Consider the following 17,904-nt stretch of genomic DNA (forward strand, 5'->3'; position numbering starts at 1 on the left):
CTTGCGCTATAAAGTCGGGAATCGCCCCAGGACACCGCCGATGCTCCCGATCCGCCCGCCACGCCCCATCGCCTCCCTCGCCCTCGTGACCGCCATCGCCCTTGCCGGCTGCGCCGCCGACCCCGTCGCCCGCCCCCGCGGGGAGCCCGGCCAGGCCCGTCCGCCCGCGGCCACCGGCCTGCTGGCCGACGCCGAGGCGCAGGTGCGCCGGGATCACGGGCCCGACCGCTCCGGCTTTCATCTCCTCGACCGCAACGAAGACGGCCTGCGCTGGCGCCTCGCGCTGATGGACGCCGCCACCCGCAGCCTCGACCTGCAGTACTACGTGTGGTGGGCCGACGAGAGCGGCGAGCTGCTGATGAAGCACGTCATCGACGCCGCCAACCGCGGCGTGAAGGTGCGCCTGATCCTCGACGACCTGTCCACCATCCTCAAGGATGCCGCCCAGGTGGCCGAGCGCGACGAAGCCATGGCCCGCCTCAACGCCCATCCCAACATCGAGATCCGCCTCTTCAACACCTGGAACCGGCGTGGCCTGGGCGGGCGCAGCTACGAATTCATCGAGCGCATGGAGCGCATCAATCACCGCATGCACAACAAGCTGATGGTGGCCGACAACCGGGCGGCGATCATCGGCGGGCGCAACATCGGCAACGAATACTTCGGCCTGTCACCCGAGTTCAACTTCCGCGACCTGGACGTGCTGGGCATCGGCCCGGTGGCCCGGCAGGCGTCCCAGGTGTTCGACAGTTTCTGGAACAGCGAGTGGGTGACGCCGGTCGGCGGCCTGGGCGTCGATGCCACCACGGCCGACCTGCGCCGCGACTACGCCCCGCTACGCCGGCGGCTCGCCAGCGCCGAGGCGATCACCCGCTTCCGGCTCGACCCGGCCGACCGGGGCCCGGCCATCCGCGCCCTCCTCCCGCAGCTGCACCCCGGCACCAGCCAGGTGCACTCCGACAAGCCGGACCTCGACGTGCCGCGCCACCACATGCCCAAGGCGATCCGCCAGCTGGTGAGCACCACCCGCAGCGAGCTCATCATCACCAACGCCTACATCATCCCCGACGAGGCCGCGGTGGCCGAGCTCAAGGCCCTCGGCGGGCGCGGCGCGAAGGTGCGGGTGCTCACCAACTCCCTGTCGTCCCACGACGTGCCAGCCGTGAACAGCCACTACAAGGCCTGGCGTCGGCCGCTCATCGAGGCCGGGGTCGAGCTGCACGAAACCCGCGCTGACGCCGCCATCCAGCCGCTGCTGGTGGATACGCCGCCCACCCGCGCCGAGTTCATGGGCCTGCACGTAAAGGCAATGGTGGTGGATCGCCAGCGGGTTTTCATCGGCTCGATGAACCTCGACCCCCGCTCGGCCCACATTAACAGCGAGATGGGCGTCATCATCGACAGCCCGGGCCTGGCCGGCGAGCTGGCCGCCGCCATGGAGCGCGACATGCAACCCGACAACGCCTGGCGGGTGAGCCTTGCCGACGACGGCAGCCCGCGCTGGCAGGCCGGCGACCAGACCCTCGACGCCCAGCCCGCGCGCAGCCTGTGGCAACGGGTTCAGGACGTCATCTTCATGGCCTTCCCGCGGGATCTTTACTGAGACTGAGGCGTCTCCCAGTCCATCCCCACGCTCGCCTCGCTGCGGAAGTAATCGCCCGCCAGGCGCCGGGCCAGGTTGCGCTTGGGCTTGAAACGCTCCGGCGTCAGCTCGAAATCCTCCTTCGCCGCCAGCACCGCGCGGCAGCTCATGTAGGCCCGCACCCGGGGGTTGTGGAGCTGGTCCATCCGGGTATTGACCCGATCCACCAGCTCGGCCTTCTCGCGGAACAGCGCCACGCTCGGCTTGAGCGCCCCGCCCACCGGCGCGGCCAGCAGGGTTTCCACGCAGCCCACCAGCCCTCCGCCCGGCTGGCACGACAGCGGCAGGCGGCGCGGCTCCAGCCCGTCGCTGTCGGCGCCCAGGTCGATCCGGGCCTGGCGGATCTCCCGCAGCAGCAGGTCCAGGTAGCGGTGGCCGTGCTCGTACATCAGCGCCTGGCAGCCGTCGCAGTACTTCCACATCGAGGCGTAAAGCCAGTCCATCAGCGAGCCACGGGCTTCCCGCTGGGCGCTCACCAACTGCAGGTCACGGGCCTTGAGGCGCGCGTCGGGCACCCCGTCGCCAGCGCAGGTGGCGGCCTCCCAGGCAGCCAGCAGTTCGGCGTCGCTGGCCGGCGGCGTGCCCCGGTTGGGCATCAGCGCCGCCACCACCTTCAGGCGTCGGGCCGCCTCGTCGTATTCGAAGTGGATCTGCCGGTAGGCAACCGGCCAGTCCGACAGCGAGCTGACGTTGAGCTCCAGCATCGGCCGCCCAGCCACCCGGTGCATGGTCCAGAACCCGCTGTGGGTGTGGGCCGAGAGGTACACCAGCGGGTGATCGGCCCGCGCCATCAGGCTTTCGATGCGCTGCCGGGTCCGCCCGCCCAGTGCCCGCCAGTTGTGATGGCCGGCAAACACCACGATGTCGCCCCGCGCCCGGGCTTCCTCCATCCACGGCATCGCCGCGTCGATCTGGTCGGCCTGCACGCGGCCCACGTCGCCCGGGCTCTCGCCCCGCAGCACGTCGAACGTGCCCACCAGCACCGACAGCTGGTTGGTGTCCAGCCCGATCAGCTTCACCTGGCGCTTCGCCCCGGGCGCAGGTGGCAGGCGCAGCTTCTGCACGATGAAGGAGCTGGCGTAGCGGTTCTCCGGGGTGAGGTGGGCCTCCACCGCCTCGACGAAACCATCGGGCCGGGGGTTCTTCCAGCCGAAATGGCCGTCCCGCGTCTCCTGGTTGAAGACGAAGCCCTGCAGCCGGCCGCGGCCGCGGATCAAGCCGTCGAGATAGCTGTCGATGAAATCGTCCTTCGAGAACGCGGTGCGCTGGTCCGGCGGCGCCTGACGCTCGTCGCTCAGCCACAGGCCGCGCCGGCAGGCCCTGTCCCAGCGGGCGCTGTCGGGGTCGCGGACGATATCCGCCACGTTGTAGTTGAAGATGCCGAAGAGCAGGCCGTCGTGGTTGCCGGGCAGGATCGCCCCGGGCTGGCGGGCCAGCTCGAACACCTTCTGCAGGCGCTGGGCCTCGGAATGACAGGACACGTCGAGCAGATCGCCCAGATGCAGCAGCGGCATGTCCGGGTGGCGGGTGAGCACCGTCTCGAAGATCTTGCGGCCGAAGAGGGGTTGCTCCGGCGGGCGCTGGGCGACTTCGACGTAAGCATCCACCGCGCTGTCGTTGTCGAGCATGGGCATGCCGGTGGCCTCGTGCTCCTGGGTGTCGCCGACGGCGATGATCGGGGTGGTGAGCGGCTGGTAACGGCCGGCGGCCTCGGGCGGCGGTGGATGGAGCGCGGGCAGACCGGAGCAGCCCGACAGAATGGCGCCCGCCGCAAGCAGGGCACCGCACAGCAGATACGCGTTCATTTTTGATTCCCCCGAGCCACGGGCTGCGGCCCATGGAGGCCGGCCCCGGCTGCTGCCGGTTGCTCCGGCTTCGGGTTGAAACTCTAGCACGCGCCCCGGCGCGGGCTGCCGCGACCAAACCGTTTTGCGCCGGCCCCCCGTGCCAAAAGCACAAAACACGACGGGCGCCACTGGCGCCCGTCGATCATGCGGCGAGGTGCAGCAGGATTAAAGCACGGCCAGCAGTTCCACCTCGAACACCAGCGTGGCGTTCGGCGGGATCACGCCGCCAGCGCCACGGGCGCCGTAGCCCAGCTGGGGCGGAATGGTCAGCTTGCGGGTGCCGCCCACCTTCATGCCCTGCACGCCTTCGTCCCAGCCGGCGATCACGCGACGGCCGCCGAGGGGGAACACGAACGGATCGTTGCGATCCTTGCTGGAATCGAACTTGGTGCCGTCGGTCAGCCAGCCGGTGTAATGCACCTGGACGTTCTTGCCCGCAACGGCTTCGGCGCCGGTGCCAACCTGGGTATCTTCAATGACGAGGCCGCTCGCCGTGGTTACTTGAGTCATGGAACGCTCCTGTTTGATGAACGGCGGATTCTATCAACCCGACGCACAAAACGCCGCCCCCCGCAGGCGTGACCTGCAGGAACCTGCACGCCGCACCTGCACGAACCTGCACGCTGAACCTGCACGAACCTGTAGGTCGGACTTCAGTCCGACAAGCCCGCGCAAAACCAAGCAGAGTCCCGAGGCCAGCGCCCGATGTCGGACTGAAGTCCGACCTACAGTCCGGCCTCCCGCCCCTCACCCTCAACCCGCTCAGGCGCCCTTGCGACGCTCCGCAAACACCTTGCGGAACTTGGCCACCTTGGGCGCCACCACAAACTGGCAGTAGGGCTGGCGGCCGTTACGGGCAAAGTAGTTGTCGTGATAGGGCTCGGCCGGCCAGAAGGTGCCGGCGGGCTCGACCTCGGTGACGATGGGCGCATCAAACGCCCCCTCGAAGGCCAGCTGCGCGATCTTGGCCCGGGCGATGGCGTCCTGCTCCGGGCTGGTGGTGAAGATCGCCGACCGATACTGGGTGCCCACGTCGTTGCCCTGGCGATTGGGCGTGGTCGGATCGTGGATCGCGAAGAAGATGTCGAGCAGATCGGAATAGGCGATCACCGCCGGATCGAACTCGATGCGCACCGCCTCGGCGTGGCCGGTGTCGCCATCGCACACCCGCTCGTAGCTGGGCGCGTCCAGATGGCCGCCGATATAGCCAGACTGGGCCGCGCTCACCCCCGCCACATCGAGGAACACCGCCTCGATGCACCAGAAGCAGCCGCCCGCCAGAATGGCGACCTCGTTCGTCTTTTCGCTCATTGTTGTCTCTCCAGGCTGGGGCTCCGCTCAGCCCCCGGCCGGCGGAAAGACCTGAAGATAAAGCAGATCCGACGCAAACGCGAGGCACGGCAGCGACACCAGCAGGAGCGGCGGAAACAGGATGGTAGCGATGATCGCCCCCGCCAGCAGCACCGCCCACACCAGCATCGGCCTGGGGTTGGTGAACACCCCTCGCACGCTGGCCGTCACCGCGCCGACCAGCTGAGCCCGGCCATCAAACAGCAGGGGCACCGCAAAAGCGGTGATGTTGAAGACGATGAACGCCAGCACCGCGCCCATCAGGCTGGTCCACGCATGAAAACGCGCCACCTGGCCTGCATCCGGTGTCGTGCCACCGATCATGAAGCTGTACACCGTGGCAGCATCGGTAAGCCAGATCAGCAGGAGCAGCGTGCAAACGCCGGCCAGCACCCACAGCCCCCGCGGCGCCTGCCGGAAGCCCGCCAGCACATCCGCAAAACCCGGACGCCGCCCCGCCGCCCCGGCCCGCCGCAACCCGAAGAACCCCGCGAGCACCGCCGGCCCCACCAGTAGAAAGCCGCCGGCAAAGGGCAGCATCATCGCCGACAACCCGAAATAGGCCAGCGCCCCGAAGATGCCCAGCCCGATGACCGCGAACACCGCCGCAAACGCGACGGCCGAAGCCGGACGCTCGCGAAACGCCGCCCACCCGTCAGCGACGGCGGTGAAGACAGTGGCAACGGCGATGCGACAGGGGACAAGCTGATCGGACATGGAAAGCCTCCGCGGGGTCAGGTCAGGCATCTGGCCTGACGGCTGCAGCGGGAGCAATGATCTGGGTCAAGGGCGCCGGGCCGACCACGCGCCACAGGCCCGGAGCGGCCCGCAGGGCGCCGATCCACGCGTTACGGAACCATCCGGAACGAACCCGGCCGAACGTACAATCCTGCGTCGCGCCTGCGATCAAACCCTCACAGAGGTGCCCGTGAACCTGCTCTCCCGCAACAACGTCACCGTGACCGGCAACCCGGCAGCAGCGCGAACGATCATCTTCATCAACGGCCTGGGCACCGACCAGAGCAGCTGGAACCAGATCACCCCGGCCTTTGCCGGCGACTACCGGCTGGTGTGTTTCGACAACACCGGCAGCCTGCCGTCGACGCAGCCGTATTTTCTTGAACACCAGCTGCGCTACCTGAACATCAAGGGCTACGCCGCGGATCTGCTCGAGATCTGCACCGCCCTCGAACTGGACGGCGCCCGCACCACGCTGGTGGGGCATTCCATGGGCGGCATGGCCGGATTGCTGGCTTCCGTCGAGCGACCCGCGCAGTTCGAGCGGATCGTGCTGATCGGCGCATCGCCGCGCTACGCCAACACCGACGGGTATTCGGGCGGCTTCTCGGTGGACGACATCAATTCGGTCTACAAGGCCGTACGCCTCAACTACACCGAATGGTCCCTGGGGCTCGCCGCTGCCGCCATGGGCAACCCCGACCGCCCGATGCTGGCAGCGCGCTTTGCCGAATCCATCGCCCGCATCCCGCCGGAGCTGATGCTCACCATCCTGTGCTCCCTGCTGCAGACCGACCAGCGGGACGAGCTTGCCAAGGTGCGCGTACCTGCCCTGCTGGTGCAATCGCAGGAAGACTTTTTCGTTCCCCTCGCGGTGGCCGAATACATGCACGCGAACATCCCCGGCAGCCGGCTCACCCTGATCGACGCCAAGGGACACCTGCCCCACATCAGCGATCCGGATAAGGTGGTGGAGGCGATCAAGGGGTTTGTCGGCGGGGCCTGATCGTCAGGCGCTGCAGCCGATGGGCTGCAGCGCTTTCTAGCCCCCTGTCGCGCCGGCAAAGAGAATCGGGACACCCGGCTCACGGCTCCGGAACCGTGACGCTGCAACACCGACAGGAGCCGACCGTGATGCGTTCTCCGTCAGACGAAACCGGGCCAACACAGTGCGGCACGGGCACCGCAAACCTGCGCCGAGCCGGCCTTTTCTGCGGCCTGCTGGCCCCGTTGCTCTGGGCTGCCGCAATCCTCCTTGCCGGGGAGCTGCGCCCCGGCTTCGATCATGTCAGCCAGTACATCAGCGAACTCGGCGAACGTGACAGTTCGACCGGGACCTTCATGCGCTTCGGCGGCTTTATTGCGAGTGGAATCCTGATCGTCGGTTATGCGGCTGCGTTTTACGCGACGGCGGCACGCATCAGCGATCGTCCCCGGCTTGCCCTGCTCGTCGCGGCCCTCATCGCGGTGGACGGCCTCGGCCGTATCGGCGCGGGAATCTTCTCCTGCGAACCCGGCTGTGCAGCACCGGAAGTGCTCAGCCAGAGGCTGCACGGACTGTCGGCAACGAGTGCCTTCCTCGCACTCGCCGCGGCCGCGCTGCTTGGCGCCCTTCTTTTTCGCGGTGATGCGAGGCTGCAGCCGCTCAGTGCCTACTCGTTTGCTTCCGGGTGTGCCGGCCTGATCTTTCTCGCACTGATGTCGGCGAGCGAGGCTACGCATGTCCACACCGGCCTCTATGAACGGCTCGCTTCGGGGGCGCTCACGCTGTGGATTTTCATGACGGCATGGAGGCTGCGAATGCTCTGCTGCGACAAGACGGCGGACGAGCGCACCCGTTAGCCAGCGGCCCCCACGGCAGTCTTCCTGCAGGCGGGCGGTGACATCAAGCTCGTCGCGGGGATGTCGCGGTTGATCCTGCGGCGGGGTGAAGCCACGCGAGGCGCATCCCGAATGGACACCGGCGGCCTGCCGGGATGGGCGGTTGCCCCAAAGCACTGGCCAGGGGCCTACTTGAACGACAGCGTAAACACCGCGTCCAGCGCGTTCTCGCTGCCCGCCCGGCCGATGACGGCGATGCGGCGGGTGAGCTGGTAGGTGAGCTTGACGATGCTCGACGTGCCCGAGATGCTCTGCTCGAAGGAGAGCATGGCCCGCGCAGAGAGGCGCTTGCCGATGGTGATGACCTGCCCGGGCACGCTGTCGATGTTGCTGGACGACGCGCTGGAGGCGGTGCCGGTGACACTGCCGGTGGCGACGCTGCTGGTCTGCACGCGGCTGCGGCCATCGACGCTGGACCCGAACGAGATCTCGTCGAAGCCCAGCGCGCGGGCGAGGCTGGCGGACATGCCGCTGCCTGAATCGCCGAGCAGGGCCTGGGCGGCGGGCACCAGCAGCGCCATTTCGCCGCCGGAGCCTTGATCGGGCGGACGGCCGAGGACGATCCAGCCGAGCTTTTCCGGGTCGGGCACGTTGGGCTCCGACACCAGCCGCACCAGCGGCCGGCGGGCCGTGCCGGTGATGCCCACTCCGGCCTCGACGGTGAGGCCCTTGCGCAGCGCCACCACGTTGAGGCCAGGATTGGCCACCGGGCCGTTGAAGGTGATGATGCCCTTCTCGATGCTGAGCTTCTGGCCGTAGCCCTCATACACCCCGCCCACGGTGGTGATGGTGCCGGTGGCCGCCAGCGGCCGGCCCGGCCCGGAGGCCAGCCGCAGATCGCCGGCGAGGCGGGTGTCGAGACCCAGAGCGCGCACGTAGAGCGCGTCGCCCAGGCCGATCGCCAGATCCACCGACATGCTGAAGGGGCTGGCCTGGGGCTTGGCGCCCCGGGCAGGGTCGAGCACAACCACGTCTTCGCCCAGACTGGGCGGCGGCGTGCGGGAGAGCTCGACGAAGCCCGCATCGGCCGCCAGCCGGCCCTTGAGGTGGGCGGAGTTCCAGCCGGTGGCGAGCTCGCCCTCGCCGCTCAGCACCAGCCACTGATCCACCCGCTGAAGGAGCGGCAGGCGGTCGGCGCGGAAGTCGAAATGGCCTTCGCCGGTGGCGAGCTGCACCTGGCCCTTGGCCTTGAGGGTGCCCGGCGTGGCGGTGAGCCGGGCCAGGTCGATGCGCCCTTCGCGGGGTTTGACCCGGTTGGGTGAGACGAAGCTGAATTCCTCGAGGTTGAGCCGGTCGCGGTTGAAGTCGAGCTGCAGGGTGCCGCCGGAGAGGTGCAGCCCCTGGTCGGCCATCACGAAGGAAAGCTTGTCGCCCCGGATGCGGCCGGCGGCTTCGGGGCTGGCCGGGGTGCCGGCGAGGGAGAATTCGCCCTTCAGGCTGCCGTCGGTCTTGAGGTTCTGATCGGCCAGCGGGCCGGCCCAGGCGATGGAGGGGATGTCGAGCCGCGCAGAGCCCAGCAGGGGCGCGCCGGGCACCAGCCGCACGGGGAAGGCGGCGATGCGCTCGGCCAGCGCGGTGCCGGCGCCCGATGCGCTGCCCAGCCGGCTGCCGTGGGCCGAGAAGCCGAAGGCGATGCGGTTGGACGCGGCGCTCACGGTGAGCTGCAGCTCGTCCAGCCCCAGCTGCACCGGCGAATCGCCCTGCAGTTCCAGATCGCCGCTTTCGCGGAAGACGCGCACGAGACCATTCACCTGCTCGCCGATGTCCACGTTCCATTCGCCGCCGATCTGCAGCGAGTTGCCGCGGGACTGCACCTTTCGGGTGGCCGGATCGAGATTCACCCCGACCTGCACGCCGCTGACGCTGCCCCGGGCGACCAGATGCCGGGCCTGCCAGCGGGTCTCGTCGAGCCGGAAACGCCCGCCGGCCACGCCGCGCACTTCGGCCGCGCCCAGGGTGATCTCCTCGGCGGACAGCAGCAGGGGCGCCGGCGCGGCAAGGGTGAGGCGATCGTCGCCACGCAGCTGGAAGCTCTCGAGCCGGCCCTGCCAGCGGGGACCGTCGGAGAGCGCTCCGGCCAGGGTGGCGACGACGGAAGTGGAGCCGTTGGCATAGGCCTCCAGCCGGGCGGTGTTGGCGGCGCGGGTGCCGTCGAAGACGAAGCTCGCCCGACGCAGCAGCGCGTCGCTGGCGCTGCCGTCCTTGGCCGGCGTGCGCAGGCCGGCCACCGACAGGGCCACGGCGATGCTGCCGTTTCGGCCCTCGGCGATGCGGCCCTGGCCGTTGGCGGCGTCGATGCGGACGCCACCAACGGCGAGTTGCTCGGCGGTGAGCTCGAAATCCCCCGCCGGGTGATCGATGCTGCCCCGGAGCACGCCAGCCAGGCGCAGCTTGCCCCCGAGGCCGTGGCCGAGGGCGGCAAGCGCCGGGGCGTCGAGGTTCAGGTCGAGGGCATCGCCGGGCTTGCCGTAGCGGCCCTTGGCGACGAGCCGGTTGCCGGCCAGGGTGAGGGCCACATCGGCATCGGCAAGGCGCATGCCCTCGACCGCCAGCACGCCGCGGCCGGCCAGGGGCTTACCTTCGAGAGTGCTGGGCGCCAGATCGAAATCGAGCCGCCCGGCGAGCTGGGGCGCACGCTTGCCCTTGAGGGTGAAACGGGTGTTGAGGTCGGCGGTGGGCGCGGTGGTCACAAAGGCGCGGGGGTCGAAGCGGTCGAGCCGGCCGGTGGCTTCGAAGGCGCCGGCGGCATCCAGTGCCAGCTTGCCGGTGGCCTCCAACTTGGCGGCGCGGGCGGTGGCGAGGAGCTTGTCGATGGTGACGAGGCCGGCAGCGTGGCGGGCGTCGAGGCGCAGGGCGAGCTGCGGGTCGCGCAGGTCGGCGCTGAGGGTCTGCACATCGGCGTCGGCGGTGGCGTCGATGCGGCCGGCGATTCGGGTGGTCACAGCGCGTTTGTCGAGCTTGCGGGCGTCGAGGTTGCTGATGCGCAGTCCGGCATCGACCTTGCCGAAGCCGGCAGCGGGCTCGGTGGCAGTACCGGGCTTGGGCGCCTGCCAACGGGCCGCCCCTTCGGCGCGGCCGTTGCCGGGCAGACGCAGGTCGAGGTTGGCCAGGGCCAGCTCGCCATTGGCCCAACGCAGGGCGGTGGCGAGGGATTCGACTGGCAGCGCGCCGGCATCGTAACTGCCGGGGGCGCGGTTGACGATCCGCACCGGGCCGCTCACCACCCAGTCGGTGGCGGCCGGCTTGTCGGTGGCGGCGGACGGGACGAGATCGGCGTCGATGTCGAGGGTGGCGGTGGGCGCGTCCGGGTGGAAGCGCTTCGGGTCCACGCCCCTGAGGTGGGCCTTGGCCGATTGCAGCGGCAGGCTGGCAAAGGGCGTGGCGACGATGGCGGCCGTGCCATCAACACCGGCCCCGGCGATGGTGGCATCCAGCAGCAGCTTCTGCAGGTCGCCGCCGGCCTTGGCGCTCACCGTCCAGGCCTCGTCGGCGTGGCGGGTGGCGAGGCTGGCGCTGGCCTTGAGGGGGAAAGGCTGCTGGCCGTCGAGTTCGGCGTCGGCGGCGAGCTGGCCGAAGGGCGCGGTGGCCTTGAGGCCGGTCGCCCGGTGGTGGCGGCCGTCGGATTGCAGCGCGCCGGCCAGGGCGGTGAATTCGATGTCTGGCGCGGCGGGCGTGCCGTCTGCAAGCTCGCCAACCCGCAGCCGGCCGATCTCGAAGTGGTCAATGGCGATGGCGGCGGTCAGCGCGAGGCTGTCGGGCAGCGTGGAGGGCGCGTCGCTGGGGGCACTGGCCACCTGCACGTCGGCGGCAGCGAGGCGGGCGATGTCGAGCCGGCCGCGGGTGAGCGCGGCGGGGTTCCAGGTGAGGGCCAGGTCATGCACATCCACCTGCAGGGTGGGCGTGCGCACGCGCAGCAGGCCCAGGTGCAGATCACCCAGCAGGTAGCCGTCGGCTTTCTCGAAGGTGACGACGCCGCCCGACAGCCGGGCGACGAAATCCACCAGCATGCCAAGGCCGGAGGTGGTGCCGCCCAGCCAGCCCACCAGCACGATGGCGACGGTGATGCCGGCAAGGAGCGCCGCCAGCAGGCCGCGCAGCAGCCCACGCCCCCAGCCCGGACGGGGCGGCGGCGGGGCTGGATCCTGCGGGGCCGGCCCGGACGGCTCCGGCGTGTCGCTCATCGGTCAGCCGAACAGGGCGGCGAGGCCGGCACCGGGGTCGTCGGCGCGCATGAAGGCTTCGCCCACCAGGAAAGCATTGACCTTGTGCTCGCGCATCAGGGCCACGTCGGCCGGGGCGAGGATGCCCGATTCGGTGACGACGATGCGCTCGGCGGGGATGCGCGGCAGCAAGTCGAGCGTGGTCTGCAGGCTGACCTCGAAGGTGCGCAGGTTGCGGTTGTTGATGCCGATGAGCGGCGTGCGCAGATGGAGGGCTACGTCCAGTTCGGCGCCGTCGTGGACTTCGACCAGCACGCCGAGGCCGAGGCTTTCGGCGATGGCTTCCATCTCCTGCATCTCGGCAAGGCTGAGGGCCGAGGCGATCAGCAGGATGGCGTCGGCGCCCATCGCGCGGGCTTCGTACACTTGATAGGGATCGACCAGGAAATCCTTGCGCAGGGCCGGCAGGCCGCAGGCGGCGCGGGCGGCCTGGAGGTATTCCGGCGCGCCCTGGAAGAACTGGCGGTCGGTGAGCACCGACAGGCAGGCGGCGCCGGCCTTCTCGTAGCTGGCGGCGATCTCGGCGGGGCGAAAGTCGGCGCGGATCACGCCCTTGGAGGGGCTGGCCTTCTTGATCTCGGAGATCACCGCGGCGCGGCCGGCGGCGATCTTCGCGCGCATGGCGCCGACGAAATCCCGGGCCGGGGTCTGGGCGGCGGCGAGCTCGCGCACCGCGGCGTCGGACACCGCGGCGCGGGCGGCGGCGACTTCCGTGTGCTTCACGGCGAGGATCTTGTTGAGGATGTCTGACATGGAGGTTCTCTGAATGGGAGCGGCTTACGCGAAGGACTTGGTGCAGGCGACGAAGTCCTCGAGCTTGGCCCGGGCGGCGCCGGAGGCCAGCACCTCGCGGGCACGCACGATGCCTTCGCCGATGGAATCCACCAGATTGGCGGTGTACAGCGCCGTGCCGGCGTTGAGGGCGACGATCTCGCGAGGGGCGCCCGGCTTGTTGTCGAGCACGCCCAGTAGCACGCTCTTGGATTCGTCGGCGTCGGCCACCTTGAGGTTGCGGCTCGACATCATGGTGAGGCCGAAGTCTTCGGGGTGGATCTCGTATTCGCGGATCTGGCCGTCCTTGAGCTCGCCCACCAGGGTGGAGGCGCCCAGCGACACCTCATCCATGCTGTCGCGGCCATGCACCACCAGCACGTGCTTGGCACCGAGGCGCTCCATCACGCGCACGCAGATACCGACGAGATCCGGGTGGAACACGCCCAGCAGGGTGTTGGGCGCGCTGGCCGGGTTGGTGAGCGGGCCGAGGATGTTGAAGATCGTGCGCACGCCCATCTCGCGACGCACCGGCGCGACGTTCTTCATCGCGCTGTGGTGGTTGGGGGCGAACATGAAGCCGATGCCAGTGCGGGCGACGCACTCGGCCACCTGCTCGGGCTTGAGGTTGATGTTCACGCCCAGGGCCTCAAGCACATCGGCGCTGCCGGACTTGCTCGAGACACTGCGCCCGCCGTGCTTGGCAACCCGGGCGCCGGCTGCCGCGGCGACGAAGATGGTGGCGGTGGAGATGTTGAAGGTGTGGGAGCCGTCACCGCCGGTGCCCACCACGTCCAGGAAGTGATCATTGGGCGGCGGCACGATGACCTTGGTGGACAGCTCCCGCATCACGGTGGCCGCCGCGGCGATCTCGCCGATGGTTTCCTTCTTGACGCGCAGGCCGGTTAGGATGGCCGCGGTCATCACCGGCGAGATTTCGCCGGCCATGATCTGGCGCATCAGCGACAGCATCTCGTCGTAGAAGATTTCCCGATGTTCGATGGTGCGTTGCAGGGCTTCCTGGGCAGTGATGGACATGGCGGCTCCGGTCAGGCTTTGGATTGTTCGAGGAAATTGCGCAGCAGGTCGTGGCCGCGCTCGGTCAGGATCGATTCGGGGTGGAACTGCACGCCTTCGACCTCGAGCGTCTTGTGGCGCACGCCCATGATCTCGCCATCATCGGTCCAGGCGGTCACCTCCAGGCAGTCGGGCAGGGATTCGCGCTCGATGGCCAGCGAATGATAGCGGGTGCAGGTGAGCGGGTTGGGCAGGCCCTTGAACACGCCCTTGTCCAGATGATGCACCGGCGACACCTTGCCGTGCATCAGGCGCTTGGCATGGACGATCCTGCCGCCAAAAGCGGCGCCGATGCTCTGGTGGCCCAGGCACACGCCGAGCAGCGGGATCTTGCCGGCGAAGGCCTGGATGGCCGCCACCGAGATGCCCGCCTCGGCCGGCGAACAGGGGCCGGGCGAGACGACGATCTGGGCCGGCTTGAGGTTGGCGATCTGCTCGACGGTGATCTCGTCGTTGCGATACACCCGCACGTCGGCACCGAGTTCGCCGAAGTACTGGACGAGGTTGTAAGTAAAGCTGTCGTAGTTGTCGATCATCAGCAGCATGACGAGGCATCCTTTCGCTGGGCGCCGGCGCCGCTCCGGGCGGGCGCATTGGCTTGTTCTGACTTGATGCCGGCCCGGCGCAGCGCGGCGCGGGCCCGGCAAATGTTTGTAACCTTGGTTACCGACAGGCGGTCGGCGGGTGTGGAAAGATCGGACCACATTCCAACAACACCCGAGGAAGAACGATGAAAACCACCCGCGTCCTGACGATCGCCGCCGCCCTTTCGGCCCTCACCGCCCCGGCCTTCGCCGGCGACTGGCAGTTCCTGCCGATTGCCGACAAGGGCTACGCCCCGAACTTCGTGGCGTCGGTGACCGGCGGCATCATGGACCCGCAGCACGCCAAGAGCGGCGACGCCTGGGGCCTGGAGCTGGCCATGAACTGCGGCCTGATCCAGACGCCCACCGGCGTGGTGCGCACCAAGCTGTCGGTGAACAAGTTCGACAAGGGCGGGCTTGACCTCACCACCGTCGAACTCAACCCGCGCTGGACGATCCCCGTCGCGAAGGACGTGACCTTCGGCATCGGCCCTGGCATCGGCTGGGTGAAGGCCGACGCGGGCAACCGCACCGTGGACATGTTCGCCTGGCAGGCGGGCGCCGATCTGGACTACCGCATGGGCCAGCTCAACCTGGGCCTTGGCGCGCGCTGGCAGGACACCGTCGGCAAGACGATCGCCACCGGCCAGCAGGGCGCGGACAACTGGCTGGTTCAGGCCAAGGTCGGCATCGCGTTCTGACCCCCTCACCCGCGCTGCACCAGGCCGCCTGCGGGCGGCCTTTTGCATGGTGTTCACAGCGCGGTGTCGAGGCCGGCTTCGGCGATCTCGGCCGCACGCAGCATCGCGCGGGCCTTGCTCTGGGTTTCCTGCCACTCGGACTGGGGATCGGAATCGGCGACGATGCCGGCGCCCGCCTGGACGTGGATCTTGCCGTCCTTGACCACCGCGGTGCGGATGGCGATGGCGAGATCCATGTCGCCGTGGAAGCCCAGATAGCCGACCGAGCCGGCGTAGATGCCGCGCTTGGTGGGTTCGAGCTCGTCGATGATCTCCATCGCCCGCAGCTTGGGCGCGCCCGACACGGTGCCCGCCGGGAAGGTGGCGCGCAGCACGGCCAGGGCGTCGAGCCCGTCCTTGAGCTTGCCTTCGACGTTGGACACGATGTGCATCACGTGGGAGTAGCGCTCGACGGTAAAGCGCTCGGTGACCTTGACGCTGCCGGTGGTGGCCACGCGGCCGCAGTCGTTGCGGCCCAGGTCGAGGAGCTGGAGGTGCTCGGCCCGCTCCTTCTCGTCGGCCAGCAGTTCCTCTTCGAGGGCGAGATCTTCGTCGTGGGTGGCGCCGCGCTTGCGGGTGCCGGCGATGGGACGCACGGTGACGTTGTTGTCTTCGAGGCGGACCAGGATCTCAGGCGAGGCGCCGACGACCTGGAACTCTTCGAAGTTGAAATAGAACATGTAGGGCGACGGGTTGAGGCTGCGGATCGCCCGGTACAGGGCCAGCGGCGTGGCGCCGAAGGGCTTGCTCATGCGCTGGGACAGCACCACCTGCATGATGTCGCCTTCGACGATGTAGTCCTTGGCCCGCTGCACGGCGGCCTTGAAGGCGTCTTCGCCGAAGCTCGACACCGCCTCGGTGGGCGCGGCGCGCACATCGGCGGGCACATTGACCGGCTCGCGCAGCTTGCCGAGGAGCTCCTTCAGGCGCTTCTGGGCGCGCTTGTAGGCGTTGGGCACCTCGGGCTCGGCATACACCACCAGGGTGAGCTTGCCGGAGAGGTTATCGACGATGGCGATCTCTTCGGACAGCAGCAGCAGGATGTCGGGGGTGCCGAGCTCGTCGGTCTTTTCGGTTTTGGCGAGGCGCGGCTCGATGTAGCGCACGGTGTCGTAGCCGAAGCAGCCGACGAGGCCGCCGGCAAAACGCGGCAGATGATCCCGCGGCGGCACCTTGATGCGCTGCATGAACTCGCCCACATACGAGATCGGGTCGCCGTAGTCGCGGCGTTCGACCAGCCGATCGTTGGTGAGCAGCAGCACCGTACGGCCGTGGACCTCGATGCGCGTGGGGGCGGCGAGGCCGATGATCGAGTAGCGGCCGAAACGCTCACCGCCCTGCACGGATTCGAGCAGGTAGGTGTTGGGCGCGTTGGCCAGCTTCAGGTAAACAGAGAGGGGGGTGTCGAGATCCGCAAAGGTTTCGAGCGTAACCGGAATGCGGTTATAGCCCTGGTCGGCCAGGGCCTGGAATTCGGCTTCGGTCATGGAGACTCCGGAAGGACATGATGCTTTTTCGCGAGGGTATCACGAGGGCTGCTCGTGACAGGTTCAGACGGGGCTTAGCAGCCCAGCCATGACCGGCCGCCGCATCCACCGGGGGTGGGGATACGAACGGCAGGGAACTCCTGTACGAAAGTCATGCGCTTCGGGGTCACGATGGGATCGGGGTGGTCCGATGAGTCAGCGGATGCGCGGGAGCGCATCGACAAGGCTGGATAGTAGCCCGTCGCATTCGATGCTGTCCACCGGCATGCCTTCGCTGTAGCCATAGGTGACGAGCAGCACCGGCATGCCGGCGGCGCGGGCGGCTTCGGCGTCGTTGGCCGAGTCGCCGATCATCAGCGATTCCGCCACCGTCACACCCAGCAGTTCGCAGGCGTGGATGAGCGGCGCCGGGTGGGGTTTCTTCTCGGGCAGGGTGTCGCCGCTCACCGTGGCGCCAAAGTAGCCGGCGATGCCCATGCGCTCCAGCAGCGGCCCGGTGAAGGCGGCTGGCTTGTTGGTGACGCAGGCCATCGCCACGCCCTGCGCCTGCAGCGCCGCCAGCGCCGGCACCACGCCTTCGTAGATCGTGGTGGCGAGGCCATTGACCTCGGTGTAGTGGCGCTGGAAGGCCGCCACCGCCTCGGCCATCTCGGCATCGCTGGCGGTGCCGTGCTCGGCCAGGCAGCGCCGCACGAGGTTGAGCATGCCCTTGCCGACAAATGTGCGGATGGTGTCGATGGAATGGGGCGCGCGGCCCAACTCGACCATCATCCGGTGACAGGCTTCGGACAGATCGGGGATGGAATCGAGCAGGGTGCCGTCCAGATCGAACAACACGGCGCGCACCGGGCGGCCAGGGGCGTGGGCAGTCATGGCAGGGCAAAGCGTGTGAAACGGAAGCCGCGCAGGATACGGGAGATCACCGGGCCGACGCCAGCATGCCGCGCCGCAACCCGCCCATCGCGATCGCCGCCATCAGCAGCACCACGGGCACCGCCGCCAGCAGATTGACCCGCTCCCAGCCGAGGACATCCACCAGCCTGCCGGCAAACAGCGTGGCCAGCGTGACGGTGAGGAACACCGCGCTGTCGTTGAAGGCCTGCACCGCGGGGCGCTCCTCGTCGCGACAGGCGTCGGTGAGGAGCGTGGTGGCGCCCACGTAGAGGAAGTTCCAGCCCACGCCCACCAGGGCCAGCGCGATGCCGAAATCGCTGATCGCGTCGCCGCCCAGCGCCCAGGCGATGCCGGCCAGATTGAGCGCCCCGCCGCCGAACATCACCGCCGACGCCCCGAAGCGGCGGATCAGCGCGCCGGTGACGAAGCCCGGCGCAAACATCGCCACCAGATGCCACTGGATCACCGCGGTAGTGGCGCCAAAGTCGTGCCGCGCGCACAGCATGGCCAGCGGCGTGGCGGTCATCAGCAGGCCCATCACCCCGTAACCGATCGCCCCACCCGCCACCGCCAGCCGGAAGCGCCCCTGGCGGGCGATCTCGACCAGCCGGCGCGGCGCCCTGCCCCCGGCCGCCGGCTGCGGGACCGGCAGCGTGAGCCGCGATCCGAGCAG

The 17,904-nt window shown here is 69.0% G+C and carries 15 protein-coding genes; 4 read left to right on the forward strand and 11 right to left on the reverse strand.

Annotated elements, in window-relative coordinates; translation table 11 throughout:
* Positions 1-40: 40 nt before the first annotated feature.
* Positions 41-1,603 carry a phospholipase D family protein gene (locus QQK25_RS06800; protein WP_284187258.1) on the forward strand — a complete coding sequence of 521 codons (1,563 nt, stop codon included), beginning with the start codon at positions 41-43 and terminating at the stop codon, positions 1,601-1,603.
* Here QQK25_RS06800 and QQK25_RS06805 read toward each other — a convergent pair.
* The 4 genes from QQK25_RS06805 to QQK25_RS06820 all read right to left on the reverse strand — a co-directional run bounded on the left by QQK25_RS06805 (position 1,597) and on the right by QQK25_RS06820 (position 5,556).
* Positions 1,597-3,447 (reverse strand): metallophosphoesterase, encoded by a 1,851-nt coding sequence (locus tag QQK25_RS06805; protein ID WP_284187259.1) that lies wholly within the window; start codon positions 3,445-3,447, stop codon positions 1,597-1,599. The two genes, QQK25_RS06800 and QQK25_RS06805, sit on opposite strands and share 7 nt — an antisense overlap.
* Before the next feature lie 207 nt (positions 3,448-3,654).
* Positions 3,655-3,999 (reverse strand): FKBP-type peptidyl-prolyl cis-trans isomerase, encoded by a 345-nt coding sequence (locus QQK25_RS06810; RefSeq protein ID WP_153160130.1) that lies wholly within the window; start codon positions 3,997-3,999, stop codon positions 3,655-3,657.
* A 252-nt stretch (positions 4,000-4,251) separates the two neighbouring features.
* On the reverse strand, positions 4,252-4,800 hold the full coding sequence (msrA, locus tag QQK25_RS06815) for a peptide-methionine (S)-S-oxide reductase MsrA (protein WP_284187260.1): 549 nt from the start codon (positions 4,798-4,800) through the stop codon (positions 4,252-4,254).
* A 27-nt stretch (positions 4,801-4,827) separates the two neighbouring features.
* A complete protein-coding gene (locus QQK25_RS06820; protein WP_284187261.1) occupies positions 4,828-5,556 on the reverse strand; it encodes a DUF2189 domain-containing protein in 729 nt (242 codons plus the stop codon).
* 211 nt (positions 5,557-5,767) lie between these two features.
* On the opposite strand from QQK25_RS06820, the gene QQK25_RS06825 reads away from it, so the two are divergent.
* Together QQK25_RS06825 and QQK25_RS06830 are read left to right on the forward strand one after the other, a co-directional pair.
* Positions 5,768-6,583 (forward strand): alpha/beta fold hydrolase, encoded by an 816-nt coding sequence (locus QQK25_RS06825; protein ID WP_284187262.1) that lies wholly within the window; start codon positions 5,768-5,770, stop codon positions 6,581-6,583.
* A 95-nt stretch (positions 6,584-6,678) separates the two neighbouring features.
* On the forward strand, positions 6,679-7,419 hold the full coding sequence (locus QQK25_RS06830; protein WP_284187263.1) for a DUF998 domain-containing protein: 741 nt from the start codon (positions 6,679-6,681) through the stop codon (positions 7,417-7,419).
* A gap of 167 nt (positions 7,420-7,586) precedes the next feature.
* Here the strand turns inward: QQK25_RS06830 and QQK25_RS06835 are convergent, their stop codons facing one another.
* The 4 genes from QQK25_RS06835 to QQK25_RS06850 are packed head-to-tail and all read right to left on the reverse strand — an operon-like array spanning position 7,587 to position 14,071.
* Positions 7,587-11,639: a translocation/assembly module TamB domain-containing protein gene (locus QQK25_RS06835; protein ID WP_284187264.1), complete on the reverse strand. Its 4,053-nt coding sequence runs from the start codon at positions 11,637-11,639 to the stop codon at positions 7,587-7,589.
* Between the two features lie 3 nt (positions 11,640-11,642).
* Positions 11,643-12,431 (reverse strand): indole-3-glycerol phosphate synthase TrpC, encoded by a 789-nt coding sequence (trpC, locus tag QQK25_RS06840; RefSeq protein ID WP_284187265.1) that lies wholly within the window; start codon positions 12,429-12,431, stop codon positions 11,643-11,645.
* 24 nt (positions 12,432-12,455) lie between these two features.
* Positions 12,456-13,487, reverse strand: coding sequence for an anthranilate phosphoribosyltransferase (trpD, locus tag QQK25_RS06845; protein WP_284187266.1), 1,032 nt, complete (start codon positions 13,485-13,487; stop codon positions 12,456-12,458).
* An 11-nt stretch (positions 13,488-13,498) separates the two neighbouring features.
* Positions 13,499-14,071 carry an aminodeoxychorismate/anthranilate synthase component II gene (locus QQK25_RS06850; RefSeq protein WP_284187267.1) on the reverse strand — a complete coding sequence of 191 codons (573 nt, stop codon included), beginning with the start codon at positions 14,069-14,071 and terminating at the stop codon, positions 13,499-13,501.
* Positions 14,072-14,256: 185 nt separating this feature from the next.
* Here QQK25_RS06850 and QQK25_RS06855 point away from each other — a divergent pair, with 185 nt between their 5' ends.
* Positions 14,257-14,811: a hypothetical protein gene (locus QQK25_RS06855; RefSeq protein ID WP_284187268.1), complete on the forward strand. Its 555-nt coding sequence runs from the start codon at positions 14,257-14,259 to the stop codon at positions 14,809-14,811.
* 53 nt (positions 14,812-14,864) lie between these two features.
* Here the strand turns inward: QQK25_RS06855 and trpE are convergent, their stop codons facing one another.
* From trpE to QQK25_RS06870, 3 genes are all read right to left on the reverse strand, one after another.
* Positions 14,865-16,337 carry an anthranilate synthase component I gene (gene trpE, locus QQK25_RS06860; RefSeq protein WP_284187269.1) on the reverse strand — a complete coding sequence of 491 codons (1,473 nt, stop codon included), beginning with the start codon at positions 16,335-16,337 and terminating at the stop codon, positions 14,865-14,867.
* A gap of 195 nt (positions 16,338-16,532) precedes the next feature.
* Positions 16,533-17,210: a phosphoglycolate phosphatase gene (locus QQK25_RS06865; protein ID WP_284187270.1), complete on the reverse strand. Its 678-nt coding sequence runs from the start codon at positions 17,208-17,210 to the stop codon at positions 16,533-16,535.
* 46 nt (positions 17,211-17,256) lie between these two features.
* Positions 17,257-17,904: MFS transporter (locus QQK25_RS06870; RefSeq protein WP_284187271.1), on the reverse strand; the 648-nt coding region annotated here is incomplete at its 5' end.

The organism is Zoogloea oryzae (assembly GCF_030161255.1).
Taxonomy (GTDB): domain Bacteria; phylum Pseudomonadota; class Gammaproteobacteria; order Burkholderiales; family Rhodocyclaceae; genus Zoogloea; species Zoogloea oryzae.